Origin of the sequence: Micromonospora sp. NPDC049359 (assembly GCF_044466585.1) — a bacterium.
GTDB lineage: Bacteria > Actinomycetota > Actinomycetes > Mycobacteriales > Micromonosporaceae > Micromonospora.
Genome location: NZ_JBITMW010000013.1, coordinates 47,215 through 62,249, shown reverse-complemented (window position 1 = coordinate 62,249; position 15,035 = coordinate 47,215). Strand labels below are relative to the sequence as shown.

General features: G+C 72.6%; 12 protein-coding genes. 5 read left to right on the top strand and 7 right to left on the bottom strand.

The annotated features are described in order from the left end of the window. Positions 1-114 precede the first annotated feature (114 nt). Positions 115-1,794: a right-handed parallel beta-helix repeat-containing protein gene (locus tag ACIBTX_RS26325; RefSeq protein ID WP_357119465.1), complete on the top strand. Its 1,680-nt coding sequence runs from the start codon at positions 115-117 to the stop codon at positions 1,792-1,794. 116 nt (positions 1,795-1,910) lie between these two features. On the opposite strand, the gene ACIBTX_RS26320 is transcribed toward ACIBTX_RS26325, so the two are convergent. Then, the gene (locus ACIBTX_RS26320; protein ID WP_357170443.1) at positions 1,911-4,010 is read right to left on the bottom strand and encodes a PQQ-dependent sugar dehydrogenase; all 2,100 of its coding nucleotides are present in this window, start codon (positions 4,008-4,010) and stop codon (positions 1,911-1,913) included. A gap of 20 nt (positions 4,011-4,030) precedes the next feature. Beyond that, positions 4,031-5,005 carry a sugar phosphate isomerase/epimerase gene (locus ACIBTX_RS26315; RefSeq protein WP_357170445.1) on the bottom strand — a complete coding sequence of 325 codons (975 nt, stop codon included), beginning with the start codon at positions 5,003-5,005 and terminating at the stop codon, positions 4,031-4,033. A gap of 888 nt (positions 5,006-5,893) precedes the next feature. Here ACIBTX_RS26315 and ACIBTX_RS26310 point away from each other — a divergent pair. After that, positions 5,894-7,162: an Ig-like domain-containing protein gene (locus ACIBTX_RS26310; protein WP_357118988.1), complete on the top strand. Its 1,269-nt coding sequence runs from the start codon at positions 5,894-5,896 to the stop codon at positions 7,160-7,162. A gap of 121 nt (positions 7,163-7,283) precedes the next feature. On the opposite strand, the gene ACIBTX_RS26305 is transcribed toward ACIBTX_RS26310, so the two are convergent. Continuing rightward, positions 7,284-8,300 carry an SMP-30/gluconolactonase/LRE family protein gene (locus tag ACIBTX_RS26305; protein WP_396833128.1) on the bottom strand — a complete coding sequence of 339 codons (1,017 nt, stop codon included), beginning with the start codon at positions 8,298-8,300 and terminating at the stop codon, positions 7,284-7,286. A gap of 190 nt (positions 8,301-8,490) precedes the next feature. Here ACIBTX_RS26305 and ACIBTX_RS26300 point away from each other — a divergent pair, with 190 nt between their 5' ends. After that, a complete protein-coding gene (locus tag ACIBTX_RS26300) occupies positions 8,491-8,913 on the top strand; it encodes an STAS domain-containing protein (RefSeq protein ID WP_396833127.1) in 423 nt (140 codons plus the stop codon). Between the two features lie 123 nt (positions 8,914-9,036). Here ACIBTX_RS26300 and ACIBTX_RS26295 read toward each other — a convergent pair whose 3' ends face one another. From ACIBTX_RS26295 to ACIBTX_RS26280, 4 genes are all read right to left on the bottom strand, one after another. Continuing rightward, positions 9,037-9,429 carry an FKBP-type peptidyl-prolyl cis-trans isomerase gene (locus tag ACIBTX_RS26295; RefSeq protein WP_357118979.1) on the bottom strand — a complete coding sequence of 131 codons (393 nt, stop codon included), beginning with the start codon at positions 9,427-9,429 and terminating at the stop codon, positions 9,037-9,039. Positions 9,430-9,616: 187 nt separating this feature from the next. Further along, positions 9,617-10,165: a hypothetical protein gene (locus ACIBTX_RS26290; protein ID WP_357118976.1), complete on the bottom strand. Its 549-nt coding sequence runs from the start codon at positions 10,163-10,165 to the stop codon at positions 9,617-9,619. Between the two features lie 196 nt (positions 10,166-10,361). Further along, entirely contained in the window at positions 10,362-10,916 is a 555-nt protein-coding gene (locus ACIBTX_RS26285) for a hypothetical protein (protein WP_357170453.1), read from the bottom strand. Then, positions 10,913-11,983 carry an Asp23/Gls24 family envelope stress response protein gene (locus ACIBTX_RS26280; RefSeq protein ID WP_396833126.1) on the bottom strand — a complete coding sequence of 357 codons (1,071 nt, stop codon included), beginning with the start codon at positions 11,981-11,983 and terminating at the stop codon, positions 10,913-10,915. The genes ACIBTX_RS26285 and ACIBTX_RS26280 overlap by 4 nt, the downstream gene beginning before the upstream one ends. Positions 11,984-12,299: 316 nt before the next feature. On the opposite strand from ACIBTX_RS26280, the gene ACIBTX_RS26275 reads away from it, so the two are divergent. Continuing rightward, complete coding sequence (locus tag ACIBTX_RS26275) at positions 12,300-13,916, top strand: Ig-like domain-containing protein (protein WP_357170460.1); 1,617 nt, start codon at positions 12,300-12,302, stop codon at positions 13,914-13,916. Between the two features lie 89 nt (positions 13,917-14,005). Next, complete coding sequence (locus ACIBTX_RS26270; protein WP_357118964.1) at positions 14,006-14,872, top strand: hypothetical protein; 867 nt, start codon at positions 14,006-14,008, stop codon at positions 14,870-14,872. The last annotated feature ends 163 nt before the right edge of the window (positions 14,873-15,035 follow it).

Below are 15,035 nucleotides of genomic sequence, written 5' to 3'. Positions count from 1 at the left end.
GTCGCCCGCGCGGCGTCGGGGCCGGCGCGTGCCCCGGGGTTTCCCGGCCGTGTCGCCGGGAAGTCGGCCCCGCCGGTACGCGCCGGACGCGTCGAAGGGAGCCGACCCGTGGCCGTGGCGAACGAGCTGCTACTCAACTCGATCCGCGTCCGCCGGCCCGCCGCGGCCGGCGCGCCGCTCTACTGCGACGCCCGGGAGTACGGCCTGACCGGTGACGGCGCGACCAACGACCAGCCGGCGTTGGCCGCCCTCGTGGACCGCCTCGGTGCGGGGTACGCCTCGGACGGTCGGGCCCGCGTCATCTACTGCCCGCCCGGCATCTACTCGATCCGCGACGCCGGAACGGTGTGGCGCAGCGGCGTCTCGCTGGTCGGGGCCGGCCCGGCGGCGACCCGATTCATGCTCAGCAACGAGGGCAACCGCGCCGACCCGACCCCACTGGCGTTCTGGACCACCGTGCAGCACGGCGCCGACCGGGACCGCCACATCGCCGACTGCACCTTCGCGGACTTCCAGATCGACGGCTCGGGCGTGGCGATGGCCGAGTACAACTACCTCGCCAAGGGGCTGGGCCTGCAGTACGTGGTGCGCGGCGTGTTCCGCAACCTCTACATCCACCACACCGCCGCCACCGGGCTGGGCTGCGACTTCCTGCAGGACTCGCTGATCGACGGCGTGGTCGTGGTCGGCTGCGGCCGACTGGACAACGGCGAGCAGATCGGCGGCGCCGGGATCGGCGTGGGCATCGGCGGGTGGGGCTCGGTGGAGCGCCTCACCATCGCGAACTGCACCACCCTCGCCAACGGCACCAACGGCATCTTCCTCGAACTGCAGAAGGACTACTGGACGCCGCCGCGTGGCTACCGCATCATCGGCTGCCACAGCCAGGGCAACCGGTTCGGCATCTCCGACTGGGGCGCCGACGGTCTCATCGTCTCCGCCTGCACCATGGCCGGCAACCTGGAGGCCGGCTTCGACATCTCCGCCCAGGGCACCGCCGGGGTGGCCGGGCGGGGTGGGTTGGTCGCCGACTGCGTCATCGACGGCAACATCCGCGACGGGGTCAGCGTCGGCAACACCCCGGGCCCGTACACCATCCGGGGCAACCGGATCAGCGGCAACGGCCAGCACGGCTACCACGCGTACGACCTCGGGCGGGGCTACCAGGGCCCGGTGCGGGACGTGGTGATCGAGAGCAACGACTTCTGGGGCAACGGGCTGGACGCCATCCGGATCGGCCACCAGATGACCGACGCGGTGCTGCTCAACAACCGGATCCGCAACAACGGCCGACAGTACGCGCAGGCCGCCAGCGGTAGCGGCGAGACCGTCCGCTACGCCGAACGGTCCGTGGTGGACCGGTCCGCGAACTGGCCGCACGACGGTCACCGCGGCAAGGTCCTGCGGGTGGGGCGGGCCGTGGCCATGGTCGCCGCGAACACCGGCGACGAACTCACCCTCGCCCCGGTGCGTCCCGACGGCATCAGCGCGTGGAGCGGGGACATCCCGCCTCCGGGGTGCGGGTACGAGCTGTCCGCCGCACCCGAGCGACGGGCCGGCATCACCATCGACGCGGCGTTCGACTCGGCCACCATCCGCGGTAACCGGATCTGGGACAACCACGAGGACCGGACCCAGACCCACGGCCTGTGGATCACCGGTCGGGGGAGCTGCGTGGACTGCCGGGTCGAGGACAACGACCTGGCCGGCAACGCCGACGACGGGATGTGCCTGGACACCCCGCCGGTGGGCGGACGCTGGCGCGACAACCACGTCGACAACGACTGGAGCTGACCGGCGCTCGCGTCGACCGGAGCGAGGTGCCCTCCGGCCGGCAGGCCCCGGGCCGCGACGCGAGGCGGCGGCGACCGGAAGTATCTCCGAACGCCGCCGCCGTCACTGTCGACAGGTCAGCCGGCCAGGCCGGCCACCGGCGTGGGATCGAGCACCACGGTCGCCGTGGCGCTCTGCGGCGGCACGCCCGGCTCCGTCGGCGCGTCGGTGTACTCCGCGACGAACACCGCGGTCAGGTTGTCCGCGCCGCTGTGCCCACCGTCGAGGAAGGTGGGGATGGTGCCCGAGCAGCCGGTCGCCGTGGAGAGCGGATGCCCGTGCTCATCGTGGCCGAGCACGTAGGTGACCTTCACCCGCGAGCAGTCCACCGGAAGGTCGTCGGTGACCTTGATCTCGTACGCGACCGTCTGCCCGAACTGGAAGGGCTGCCCGGCCACCGGGGCGACGAACTCGATGACCGGCGCGGTCGGCCCGACCACCAGCGGCAGGGTCGCCGAGGCCGAGCGTCCGGTGCGGTCGGTCACCTTCAGCGTCGGCGTGTACGAGCCGTTCTCCTGGAACGTCCACGACGGATTGGGGTCGGTGCTGTCCACCGAACCGTCCGCGTCGAAGTCCCACGCGTAGCTCAGCTTGTCGCCGTCCGGGTCGGTGGTGCCGGCGCTGGAGAACGCGACGGTCAGCGGGGCCTGCCCGACGGTCGGGGTACCGCTGATCTTCGGGATCGGCGTCCGGTTGCCCCGGACGAAGTCGATCCGCGACAACTGCGCGTCCGGGTTCTCGGCGAAGTAGCCGTCGCCGTACTCCAGGACGTAGAGCGCGCCGTCCGGACCGAACTCCATGTCCATCGGGTTGTCCACCACGATCGACGGCGCCACCGGCCGGATGTCCGTGACGTCGCCGTCGGCGTCGAGGCGGAACTCCTTGATGTAGTCCCGGGTCCACTCGTAGAACAGCGGCACCCCGTCGTAGTAGGCCGGCCACCGGGTACGCGACGTGCTGGTCCCGTCGTAGTCGTACGCCGGGCCACCCATCGGGGCGATGCCGCCGGTGCCCAGCTGCGGGAACTCGGCCGAGGCGGCCGCCGAGTACCAGACCTGCGGGGCCTCGACCGGCGGCAGCACGCGCTTGCCCGTGTTGTGCGGTGAGTCGTTCACCGGGCGCGTGCAGTTGAACTTCGGACCGGACACGCCGGTGGCGAAGTCGTAGTCGCGGTAGGCGATGGTCGGCGTCACGCAGTACGGCCAGCCGTAGTTCGCCGGCTTGTCGACCACCATCCACCGGCCGTGCCCGGCCGGCCCGCGCTGCGGGTTCGCCGTGGAGGCGTCGGGGGAGTAGTCGCCCACGTACACGTCGTCGGTGCGCCGGTCGACCGCGAAGCGGAACGCGTTGCGCAGCCCCATCGCGTAGATCTCCGGTCGGGTCTGCGCGGTGCCCGGCTTGAACAGGTTGCCCGCCGGCACCGTGTACCCGCCACCGGACTTCACCTTGATGCGCAGCAGCTTGCCGCGCAGGTCGTTGGTGTTGGCCGCGGTGCGCTGGGCGTCGTACGCCGGGTTCCGGTCGGCCCGCTCGTCGATCGGGACGTAGCCGTCGGAGGCGAACGGGTTGGTGTCGTCACCCGTCGACAGGTACAGGTTGCCCTTGCTGTCGAAGTCGATCTGGCCGCCGACGTGGCAGCAGATCCCCCGGTCGGTCGGCACGTCGATGATCTGCTGCTCGCTGGCGAGGTTGAGCTTCATCCCCTCCAGCTTGAACCGGGACAGCCGCAGCGCGCCCTTGAACCGCTGCCAGTCCGCCGCGGTGCCGACCTCCGGCGCGTCCCCCTCGTTGACGTCCGGCGTGGCCGGGTCGTCCACCGGGGTGTCCATGGGTGGTGAGTAGTACAGGTACACCCACTTGTTCTGGGCGAAGTTCGGGTCGATCGCGATGCCCTGCAACCCCTCCTCGTCGTGCTGGTACACGTCGATGTCGGCGGCGAGGGTGTTGAGCCCGGTGCGCGGGTCGTGGATGCGTACCTCGCCGGTCCGGGAGGTGTGCAGCACCCGCAGGTCGGGCAGGACGGCGAGGCTCATCGGCTCGCCCGGGAAGTCGTTGAGCGTCACCTTCTGGAAGCTGCTGTCCGGTGGCGGAGCCGGCGCGGCGGTCGCCGCCGTCGTCGGCGCGACCAGGCCGGCGGTCACCAGGAGCAGGGCGGACGCGAATGCGGTTCTGTTCATCAAATAGCCCTTCACGGTGCTCAGTACCGGAGCGAGGCGAGATAGTCGAAGCCGACCCGGGCGGTCTCGAGGGCGTCGGCCGGCACCCGCGGCGAGGTGCCCGCGTCGTCGCGCTCCACGATGTACTCCTCGATGCCCGCCTCGCGCTCGTGGGCGAAGATGCGACCGAAGTCGATGACGCCGTTGCCGAGATCGGCGAAGCCACCCTCGACGTCCAGGTCCTTGACGTGCACCTGACGGATCCGCCCGCGGTTCTCCCGGATGACGTCGACCGGGTCGTGCGCTCCCCGCCAGGTCCAGTAGAGGTCCAGCTCGAAGTGGACCAGCCGGGGATCGGTCTGCCCGGTGAGGATCTCGAAGCCGGTCGAGCCGTCGGTCAGCGGCACGAACTCCAGCTGGTGGTTGTGGTAGCCGAAGTCGAGGCCCGCGCGCTCGGCGAGCCGGCCGGCCTGGTTGAGGTCCCGGGCCAGGGCGCGGTAGATGGCCGGGTCCCGGTACGGGCGGCCCTCGGCGTCCCGACCGAAGTACGGGTGCACGATCTTCTTGGAGCCCAGCGTGTTGGCGTCGGCCAGGGCGCGTTCCCAGGTGGCGGCGTCGAACGGCTGCGGGATACCGGTGTGCCCGGAGGTGGCCCGCAACCCGGCGGCGTCGAGCGCGGCGCGGAACTCCGCGGCCGTACGCCCGACGAAGCCGGCGTGCTCCACCCGTCGGTAGCCGATGCGACGCAGGGCGGCGAGGGTGCCCGGCAGGTCGGCGGCGAGCTGGTCGCGCAGGGTGTAGAGCTGGATGCTGATGCGGTCCACCGGCACCCGACGCCGGCCGTGGGACTGACCTGCGGCGGCGGTGTCACCGGCGGGCGCCGCGTTGGCCGGGCCGGCGAAAAGCCCGGCAGCGCCGACAGCGGCGGCGGAGACGGTCGCGGCGCGGAGCAACCCTCGCCGACTGACCGACTCGGACGCCCCGGTCGACTCCGAGCGGTTGGCCTGGTGATCCATGGTGGTGGTTCCTTCCTGACGGATGGCGTGCCGTCGGCAGCGGTCAACCGGCTGCCCGTACCGGGACGCGCCGAACCGGCCGGAGACGTGCTCCGGCGTGGACGGTGTGGACGACGCGTTATTCCGCGGTCGGCGACCCTCTGGGCGGACCGCGGCCGACCCCGGCAGGGGCGGCAGGCAGGCTGATCGACGAATGGGCAACCCTCTATCTGGAAAGCGACCCTACCCTTGACCATGGACAAAGGCAAAGCTCCCTCACGATCAGCAGAAGTTTCGCTCCACCTGACAAAAGTCCGCCCACCAGGTGCGCGACCCCAGACTCCACGCACCGCACCCGCCGCGCCGATCTTGCACTTTCTGCGCCGACATACCGGACTTGCCTGCCGATAACGGCAACCGAAAGTGCAAGATCGGCGCGACGGGTGGGGTGGGACCCGGGACTTGCTCTCTCGGGCGGGCTCAGCTGCTGCTCATGAGTTGTGGGGCTGCCAAGATCCGCGCAACATCGGGGATCTTGCTGCCTCCCGCCGGCCGGAGGCAGCAACATCGGGGAAGTTGTGCGGATCTTGACCAGCCCAGCCCAGCCCAGCCCAGCCCAGCCCGGCCCAGCCCGGTCCGGCCGGTCGTGTGCCTGCTGCGTCAGTCGTGCACCTAGGGCGATAGGGGCGGGAGTGGCGGCGGCGTGGTCGGACCGGACGTTGCGGGTCGGCGGGCATGCGGGCGGCCGGAGAGCACCCACAACCGGCAGTGGTGCGCTTTCTCGGCAAGCGGCTCAGTGGCGGAAAATGCGTCGATAAATGCGCTCGCGATTATCTCCGAATGCCCTGAATGCTCCCGTCGAGGCGGCCAGAATATGAGTGAGGGAAGCCGAAAACGGGGGGACTGAACATGACGTCTAGGCGGCGATTGACGCTGTTGGCGGTAACTGTCGCGGCCGCACCGCTCGTGTTGGGCGGGTGCACCATCGGTCGGGACCCGGTGGCCGGTCCGGCCAAGCGGCACGCCGCGCCGCCGGAACTCACCGTCACGCCGGGCGACAAGACCCGCGAGATCCCGGTCAGCGCCGAGGTCGGCACGGTGGTCAAGGGCGGACGGGTCACCGCTGTCCGACTCACCGACGACAAGGGCGCGCAGGTTAAGGCGGAGCCGCGTGAGGATGGCTCGGGTTGGGTGCCGAGCGCGCCGCTGCAGCCCCGGCGCACGTACACCGCGGAGGTGACGGCGACCGGCGACTCGGGTGCGACGACGACGCGGACCACCACGTTCACCACGATGGCCACGTCGACGAAGCCGCAGGTGACCAGCACGCTCTATTTCGTCGGCAACCGGACGTACGGTACTGCCATGCCGGTAACGGTGGCGTTCGACCCGGCAATTCCGAAAGAGGCCAGGGCGGATGTGCAGCGCCGGTTGTTCGTGAAGACGAATCCGCCGCAGCCGGGCACCTGGTCGTGGCTGGACGACGGGAGTCAGGTCTATTACCGGGCACCCGATTTCTGGCGACCCGGGACGACGATCAGCGTCCGGGCCGGTCTGCAGGGACTGCCGATCGGTAAGAAACTGATGGGGGACGCCGAGCGGACCGCCACCTCGAAGATCGGCAAGCAGGTCTCCTTGGAGATCGACAACGCCACGAAGCAGATGTCGGTGCTGCGCGACGGCAAGCTGGTCCGCCGGATCCCGGTCAGCCTGGGCAAGCCGAGTACGCCGAGTTCCAGCGGCAAGATGGTGATCATGGAGAAGCACGAGCGGACCACCTTCGACACCCGGGGTGAGCCGAACGGCGGCTACGTGGTCGACGTCGACGACGCCCAGCGGCTCACCTGGGGCGGCGAGTTCATCCACTCGGCGCCCTGGTCGGAGGGCGAGCAGGGCTACACCAACACCTCGCACGGCTGCGCGAACGTCTCCGCCACCGCCGCCGACTGGTTGATGGGCGTGACCCAGGTCGGCGACCTGGTCACCGTCAAGGGCACCGAGGTCGAGTTGCAGCCCGGCAACGGCTGGACGGCGTGGAACGTGAGCTGGGACGAGTTCGTCCGGGGCAGCGCGTTGCCGGTGCCTCCGGGGCTCAAGCCCGCGCCGGCCGCCCCGGCGCATCCGGGGGCGGTCGCCGGCGGGTCGCCCGCCCCGGCGCCCTCGGTGAGCGGCCGCTGACAGACACCCTTCGGGCCGGTCCACCCACGCGGTGGGCCGGCCCGCTCGCCTTCGCGGGGGCGGGGACCGCCGCCGTCGGGGCCGGCCGCCGCCCGGGGGCGTCGGGCGCGGGCCAGGCTCGTCACCCCAGGGGTACGCGGGCCACGCCGGACCCGGTGAGGCTGCCCAACCAGAGGTGGTCGCCGTGCTGTCGTACCCCGGTGATCATCGAGTAGTGCCCGGCCGGGCCGTGCAGCGTACGACGGACCGTGCCCTCGCCGTCGACGAGCGCGACCAGCCCGTAGCGGCGTGGCTGCGGCTGCATGGCGTCGGGCAGCAGCGCGGCGAGCTGGCGCAGCCGTGGGTGCGGCAGCAGCCGTTCGGCGAGGGGCACGCGGGGGCTGGGCAGGGCGATCCAGTACGTGCCGTCGCCCACGGCGCAGAGATTGTCCGGGTACGCGGGCAGGTCGGCGAGCACCCGCACCCCGCCGCTCAGCTCGACGCGCAGCAGCCGGTGGGTGGTGGTCTCCACCAGCATCAGCGCCGACTCGTCGGGCGTCAGGGCGATGCCGTTGGGAAAGTACAGCCCCTCGGCCACGACCTCGGTGCGCCCACTGCCCGGGTGGTGGGCCAGCACCCGGCCGTTGGGGCGGTGCTCCAGCAGGTCCCGTTTCCAGTGCGAGACCGGAAACCGGTCCGACGAGTCGGTGAAGTAGACGGTGCCGTCGCGGGCCACCGTCGCGTTGTTGGCCAGGTGCACGGGCGGCGCCGTCCCGGTCAGCTCGCGGACCGTTCCGTCCGGCGTGACCCTTAGCAACCCGCGGTACGCGTCGCAGACGACCAGGGCCTCCCCGGACGGGTCCAGCTCGATGCCGAGCGGCCGGCCGCCGGTCTCGGCCAGCAGCCGTCCCCGGGTGCCGGCCGGCGCGTCGACCGGCCACCACCAGAGGTTGCCGTCCTCGTCGCCGCTGACGACCCGACCGGACGGGTCCACGAGCACGTCCTCGGGCCCGACGGCGCCGTCGGGAAGGGGCAGGAGGTCGACCTGGTCGAGGCGGCGATCGGTGGCCGCCCACACGCCGCGAAGCGGAGGCGGAACGGTGGCCGGTTCGCGGACGGGCCGGATCAACCGTGGCGGCCGGGGGCGGGGGATCACCATCGCCCCATTCTCCGACGCTGATGCGGGGCGTGCCCGGTACGGCGCGCCACCTGGTCGTCCGGCCGACCCCGACGCCCCTGGCCTCCACCCTCGGGCGGATGAGGGGAAGTCTGGGGGATGACCCTGGACGTACCCGGAATCACTCCCCGGACGGGCGAAACTGTCGGTGGTGGGGGCTAGATTTCAGGGCATGGAAGAGCGCAGCGACCGGATCGACGTGCAGGTCAGCGTGGGTGACCAGGCGGTCCAGGTGCGGGTGGCCGGCGAGGTCGACATCGCCACCGTGGCCGTGTTCCGGTCCGCGCTGTGGTCCGCGCCGGCGCGTCCGGTCGTCCAGCTCGAGCTGTCCGGGCTCCGGTTGCTCTCCGCCGCCGGGGTGCGGGCCCTGCTGGCCGCGCATCTGCGCGTCCGGGCCCGGGGCGGCGAGCTGGTCGTGGTCGATCCGACGCCGGTGGTGGCCCGCGTGTTGCGCGCCACCGGCCTGCACCGGGTGATGCCGATCCTCGAGCCCGCCCGGGTGGTCGAGGCCGCCCGTCGTGCGGCGCCGGCCGATCTGGCCGTGCCCGTCCGCCGTCCGCCGGCCGCGCCCGGTGACCTGGTGCTGGCGGCCTGACCCTGACAGGGCCGAGGGCCGGGGACGCTGAGTCCTGTGGAGCGACGCTGACCTTCTGTGGCCGGGTCTGACGTGCGAAGGGGCCGCCCGGCGTCGAGCCGGACGACCCCCGCGAGGTGTCGGTCAGCGCACGCCGAGCAGGTCGACGATGAAGATCAGCGTCTCGCCCGGCTTGATGACGCCGGCGGCGCCACGGTCGCCGTACCCCAGGTGCGGCGGGATGGTGAGACGCCGCCGGCCGCCGACGCGCATGCCGGCCACGCCCTGGTCCCAGCCGGCGATGACCTGACCGCCGCCGAGCGGGAACTCGAACGCCTCGCCCCGGTTCCACGACGAGTCGAACTCGCCGCCCGTGGAGTGCGACACGCCGACGTAGTGGACGCTCACCAACTGGCCGGGCTCGGCCTGCGGGCCGTCGCCGACGGTGATGTCCTCGATCACGAGGTCGGCCGGCGGCGCACCCTCGATCGGACCCACCTCGGGCTTGCCCGATCGGGCGCCTGCTGCCTGGTTCATGCGGGATCTCCTGCCGTGTTGCGGTGATGTGTCCGGTCACCGTCGATCCTGCCGGATCGCCGACGGCCGATGTACGCCACACCCGTGAACCGACTGCGGATGATCGACACGGTTCCCCACGGGCCCACGGGCGCACGCGCACGTTCGCGGGCGTCACCCCGGAGGGTGACGCCCGCGTCGGAGGGGCTCACCGGAGCCAGGGCGCCTGCCGGACGATCGGCAGCTTCGCCCACACCTTCCCGAGGCCCCAGGTGTCGCCGGCGTTGACCAGCGCCAGGGCGGCCAGCACCGCGGCGTAGATCAGGTGGTCGTCCATGAAGAGGTTGTTCTCCGGGGGCAGGACGGCGGTCCACATGAGGACCAGCAGCAGTCCGCCGGCTACGGCCGCGACCCGCATGCCGACACCGAGCAGGAGCGCGACGCCGATCCCGGCGAGGCCGACCATGAACAGCCAGTCCGCCCAGGCGGCGCCGGCGATGTTCGTGTACATGTCCTTGAACGGACCGGCGACCCCGAAGGTGAGGAAGCCCTTGGTGGGGCTGCCCCCGTTGATCCAGGCGTTCTTCGACTCGGTCTCGTGGCCGAGGCCGAACAGCTTGTCGAGGAATGCCCAGAGGAAGATCCAGCCGAGCGCCATCCGGGTGCCCGCCAGGACGTACCGGGCGGCCTTTGCTCGGGTGGTGTCGGTCGCCGCAGCGGGGGTCCCGGCGGTGGTCCGGTCGATCGTCGTGGTCATGGTGTCCACGTCCCTTCTCAGCCTCGCACCGCGCTTCCCGGTGGCACCTCCAGTGGACGCCCTCGGCCCCTCGGGGCGGCAGGGCCGACCGGACCGCACCGGCCCGGGACCTTGGACCCCTGACGGCTGGGCCGGGTGGCACCGCGGCGGGGTGGTCGGCCGTCGGGCCGCGCGCTGACCCGTACGGACGCTCGGCTCACGGCCGGTCCGGCTCGATCCGGGCCGTCACGTCGAGGTGCGCGGGTGCGCAGCCGGCCGTCGTGGCGAACCGGCGGACGGCGGCGTGGACGTGCTCGCGGACCCGCGCGGCGGGGGCGTCGCTGCTCAGGTCCACCTGGACCCACACGTCGGGTCGCGGTGGCGGGCCGGTGAGCACGACCCGGGCGCGGCGTACCCCGGCCGCCCGGACCAGGTCCCGTTCCAGGGCGCGTACGAGCACCTCGGTGGCGAGCCGGGTGCGACCGGGACGGTTCCCGGCGTGGCTCAGCATGCCCCGCAGGGGCCGGTCGGGTCGGCGTACCGTCCGGTGCAGCAGGCGCTGGCCGGCGACGGCGGTCAGCAGCCCGGCCACCGCGGCGGCCAGGGTGCTCCAGGGCGTCGCCAGCCGCCACGCGTCGACCAGGCCGCCGCCGAGCAGGACCGGGTCGCCGCCCGACAGCGCGCCGGCGCCGATCGTCAGCGCGGTCGCCCCACCGGCCACCAGCAGCAGCGCGACGATCGTCCACAGCAGGCGATGTGCGGCGTCGGTCATGCCGGTCCCCGGGAGGGCAGCAGTCGGATCTCGACTCGGTCGACGCGCGGGCGGGCGAGCCGGCGCAGCTCCTGGCGCACGGCGAACTCGACCTCGGCGCGGGCCGCGGGGTCGCCGGTGGCGTGCAGCCGGGGGCGCCACCGGTCGCCGTGCCGTCGGACGCGCACTCTCGTCCGGCGTACGCCCGGCACGGTGTCCACCGCCTCGGTCAGTCGACGTTCCACACACCGTCGGCGCAGGTGCCAGCCGTCGCGTTCGTCGACCCGCAGCCGGACCGGCGTCCACCGACGCAGTTGAGCGGCCAGGACGACGAGGCCCAGCAGGACGGCCGCACCGGCCGCCACCCGCACGCCCGGATCGGCCCAGCGGGTGCTGGTCAGCGCCTCGTGCCAGCCGGGGCGGACGAGCAGCGGCGTCGGTACACCGAGCGTCACCAGCAGCGCCTGCGCGGCCAGCAGGGCGCCGCCGGCGAGCAGGACCACACCGAGCAGGAATGAGGCCGCCCGGTTGACGGTCGCCATGGTCAGCTCTCCCCGCGTGGTCGAGGGGCGGAGAGTGGCCTCGTCCGAGCCGGGCACCACGAGATCCCGCACCGTGATCGTCACCGCGACGACGGTGTGGCCGGTGTCGGCGTACACCCGGTCGGCGACCGCGCGCCGGACCGCGTCGGCGACGGCGGGCAGGTGGTGTCCGTACTCGGTGATGAGCTCGAGGTCGAGGCCCACGGTCCGGTCGTCCACGCGGACGGTGACCGGGCGGACGTCGCGGATGCCCGGCACCCGGCCGGCGGCGGCGACGGCGCTCCGACCGACCTGCGCTGCCGCGTCCGTGTCGCGGCGCGGTGGTTCGGCGCCAGGCAGCGCGTCGCCGGCCGGCGTGGCCCGGGTGGAGGTGGGCCGCCCGGGAAGCCGGTGGTGTCGTTCCGCCCGATCGGTGGTCGGTCGACGGCGGATGGTCGGCTCGCCGGCCGGTCGCGGGTGCCGGGGCCGGCGCGGATGCTCCCCCTCGCGTCGGCGGGGACGCGGCCCGCTCGCGGCGAGGGCGCCGAACCGCAGCTGTCGCGACATGCTCCGACCTCCCAGCCGATCCGCTTCGGGCGACCTCGCTGGATACACCCCGGCAGGTCGACTGGAACGCGACAGCAGTGTGATACAGGTCACAGTCGGCTGCCGACGTGGCGTGGTCCGTGTCCCCTTCACGCGCTTCTACCCGGTTGTAATACGCGTCTGAGGAGGCCGCCATGCGTGTACCCGGGCGCGGCCAGCGGCGGGGAAGGGCGTCGACGCCCTTCCCCGGGGTGGCGACGCAGCCCTGCGCGCCTTGACGTCCGACACCGGCCGGGGCGACGATTCCAGTGACGAATATCGATGACGGGGGTCGTTGATGAGAAATCGGGTTGTCTCGCTGGCTGTCGTGGCGCTCGTCGCCGTCACGGGTGCTCTCGCCGTGGTTCTCCCGGCCTCCGCCGCCAGCGGGTGCGCGGCGGAGCTCCTGGTCTACGCCCGGTACTCGTCGATGCTGCGTGGCGAACTCAGGGTGCACAGTTTCGGTCGGCCGCTCGCGGAGTGGACGCTGCGGTTCCCGCTGCGCTACCCGACCGAGCAGATCAAGAACGTCGAGGGCGTGCTCTGGGAACAGCACGGCGCGCAGGTCACGATCCGTAACCTGCCCGGTGTCACGCTGCCGGCCGACAAGACGGTGTCCTTTCCGTATGCCATGACGCACGGGGTGGTCTGGACCAGCCAGCCGCAGGAATTCACGCTCAACGGCGTCACCTGCACGACCTCCGTGCCCGCGCCTCCGCCCCCGTCGAGCCCACCGCCGACTTCGCCGAGTCCGCGGCCGAGCGGGTCGCCCAGCCCCACCCCCGACCCGAACCGTCCGTCCGTGCGGATCATCAAGCCCGAGGAGGGCGACCACTTCTTCGCCCCGGCCACCATCACCGTGGAAGCCGCCGCCACGGCCGCGCCCGGCCGACGGATCACCCGCGTCGAGTTCTTCGGCTGGGGCAGCTGGTCGGACAGGATCTCGCTCGGCACCGACACCACCGCGCCGTACACCGCACGGTGGCGTGATCTGCCGGCCGGCCTCTACACCGTGAATGCCCAGGTGTACGACGACCAGGGCGCGACGCTGAGCAGCGAGAGGAGCGTTTCCGTACGGGTGTTGACACCGGGCGAGGAGCGGCAGGCGCCGTACGTCAGCGTGGTGCGCGACCAGCTCTGGGGCATCTCCCCGGTCATCGACACGGCGGCGCCCCGACGCCTGACGCCGCTCGCGCGCACCGGAGCGGAGGCCCGTTGCGTGCAGGGGCGCGGCATCTGGGACGGCCCGGTCGACGCCACCGCCGTGGCCGGGCTCGCCGCACGCGGCGTGCAGGCGGTGTACATCCCCCTCAACGAGGCCTGTTGGCTGGGCCTGTCGTACGTCGACCCCCGCTACGGCGGGGAGCCGTACCGGCAGGAGATCGTGGCGTACACACAACGGTTGACGACCGCCGGCATCACGCCCATCGTCGCGCTCGCCTGGAGCCACGGCCGCTACACCGGGCCGGGGGCGACCTGCCGGGACGAACGCGCCGTCTGCGCCAAGCCGATGCCGGACGCCGCGTACGCGATCGAGTTCTGGCAGAGCGTCGGTCAGGCCATCTTCGATGAGACGGTGGTGTTCGACCTGTTCACGGCCCCGTACCCGGATCGGGCCATCGCCGACCCGGCACTGGCCTGGACGTGCTGGCGCTCGGGCGACCAGGCGTGCGCCGCGCTCGGCTATCCGACGGTCGGCATGCAGCAGTTGCTGGCCGCGCTCCGAAGCGGTTCCCGGAGCGTGGCGCTGGCCAGTGGCCTGAACGGCGGCAACGACCTGTCCCAATGGGCCGCGTACGTGCCGGACGACTGGTTCTACAACGTCGCGGCGGCGTGGCGGCCGACAACGCCCGGGGGCTGCCACCCGCCGACCCTGCCGCAGGCGCCCGTCGTCGTCACGGCCGTCTGCCGCTAGCGCGGCGGCCGGCGGGCCGCGCCACCGGAACGGGTGATCGACCGCCTAGACTCGGCGCGGTTCGACCGACCGGCGGATGGATCAGGCAGATGACGAGCACCGACGAGCGCGGCTGGCTGCGGGCGTTGCCCGCCGATGGTGGACGCGACGCGCTGTTCAGCCGCGCCGGCCACCGGGTGTACGGGACGCGTCGGCTCAGCGAACTGGTGCAGGGGCGTCCGCCGGGTGTGACCGGCAGCCAGTGGGGCTCGGCCAGCCGAACGGCGTTCGACCTCGTGGTCTGCGCGCCCGACACCCAGCGGCCGGTCGTCGCCGTGACGATCGGACCGGTCCCGCTGCCCGGGTCGGCCGAGCAGCGCGCCGAGCGGCTCGCCGACGCCGTGGGCGCGGCCGTCGGCCTGCCCGTGCTGCGCATCGGTTCGCCGACGTTGCGGGCCGCCGAGCATGGCCGGCGTCTGATCGAGTACGTGCTCGACGCGCGCGCCTACGCGGCGGGCGGCACCGGGGACGAGCCCGCCCCGGTGGGTTTCCGCGACATCCTCGGTCGGCTGCCCGACGGGCGGACCGGCCCGGTGAACGACCTCGGCGCGTTGACCCGGGCGGCGGCCGTCGAGGCGTACGTGGCCGGGCAGCTCGCCGACCCGATCGTGCGCGGGCTGCACGTGCGCTGGATCGAGGGTCCGGCGCAGGGATGGAGCTGGGTCCAGCCGCGCCTGGACGGCTGCCTCGTCGAGCGAGTGTCGATCACCGCGCAGCGATTCTCGTGCGGTGTCGACGAGGCCCGCCTGGCCGAGGACCTGGCGGCCGTCGCGATCGGTGAGCGGCTGCGCGTCGCCCGGTCGGCGGACCCGGGCCTGCTCGCGCGTGCGGACCTCACCGCCGAGATCGCCGCGCTGAGCCGCCGCCGCGACGAGCTGGTGGGCGGTTTCGCCTTCGATCACCTCTGCGTGGACTGACCGCGACTCTCCGCTGCCCAAGACCGCTCGGCTCCCGATCCGTTCGGGTGCCGAGCATTTTTCTGTGGGGTGGTTGAACCTTCCCCGTCGCCGTCCCGTACTCCTGCGCGAATGAAGAGGATCTCCCCAACCGCGTCGATCGGGCGCGGGCGACGGTGCGGAA

Coding starts and splice junctions, on each gene's coding strand:
- ACIBTX_RS26320 (WP_357170443.1), bottom strand. CDS start 4,010: ATGAACAGAACCGCATTCGCGTCCGCCCTGCTCCTGGTGACCGCCGGC.
- ACIBTX_RS26315 (WP_357170445.1), bottom strand. CDS start 5,005: ATGGATCACCAGGCCAACCGCTCGGAGTCGACCGGGGCGTCCGAGTCG.
- ACIBTX_RS26310 (WP_357118988.1), top strand. CDS start 5,894: ATGACGTCTAGGCGGCGATTGACGCTGTTGGCGGTAACTGTCGCGGCC.
- ACIBTX_RS26305 (WP_396833128.1), bottom strand. CDS start 8,300: ATGGTGATCCCCCGCCCCCGGCCGCCACGGTTGATCCGGCCCGTCCGC.
- ACIBTX_RS26300 (WP_396833127.1), top strand. CDS start 8,491: ATGGAAGAGCGCAGCGACCGGATCGACGTGCAGGTCAGCGTGGGTGAC.
- ACIBTX_RS26295 (WP_357118979.1), bottom strand. CDS start 9,429: ATGAACCAGGCAGCAGGCGCCCGATCGGGCAAGCCCGAGGTGGGTCCG.
- ACIBTX_RS26290 (WP_357118976.1), bottom strand. CDS start 10,165: ATGACCACGACGATCGACCGGACCACCGCCGGGACCCCCGCTGCGGCG.
- ACIBTX_RS26285 (WP_357170453.1), bottom strand. CDS start 10,916: ATGACCGACGCCGCACATCGCCTGCTGTGGACGATCGTCGCGCTGCTG.
- ACIBTX_RS26280 (WP_396833126.1), bottom strand. CDS start 11,983: ATGTCGCGACAGCTGCGGTTCGGCGCCCTCGCCGCGAGCGGGCCGCGT.
- ACIBTX_RS26275 (WP_357170460.1), top strand. CDS start 12,300: ATGAGAAATCGGGTTGTCTCGCTGGCTGTCGTGGCGCTCGTCGCCGTC.
- ACIBTX_RS26270 (WP_357118964.1), top strand. CDS start 14,006: ATGACGAGCACCGACGAGCGCGGCTGGCTGCGGGCGTTGCCCGCCGAT.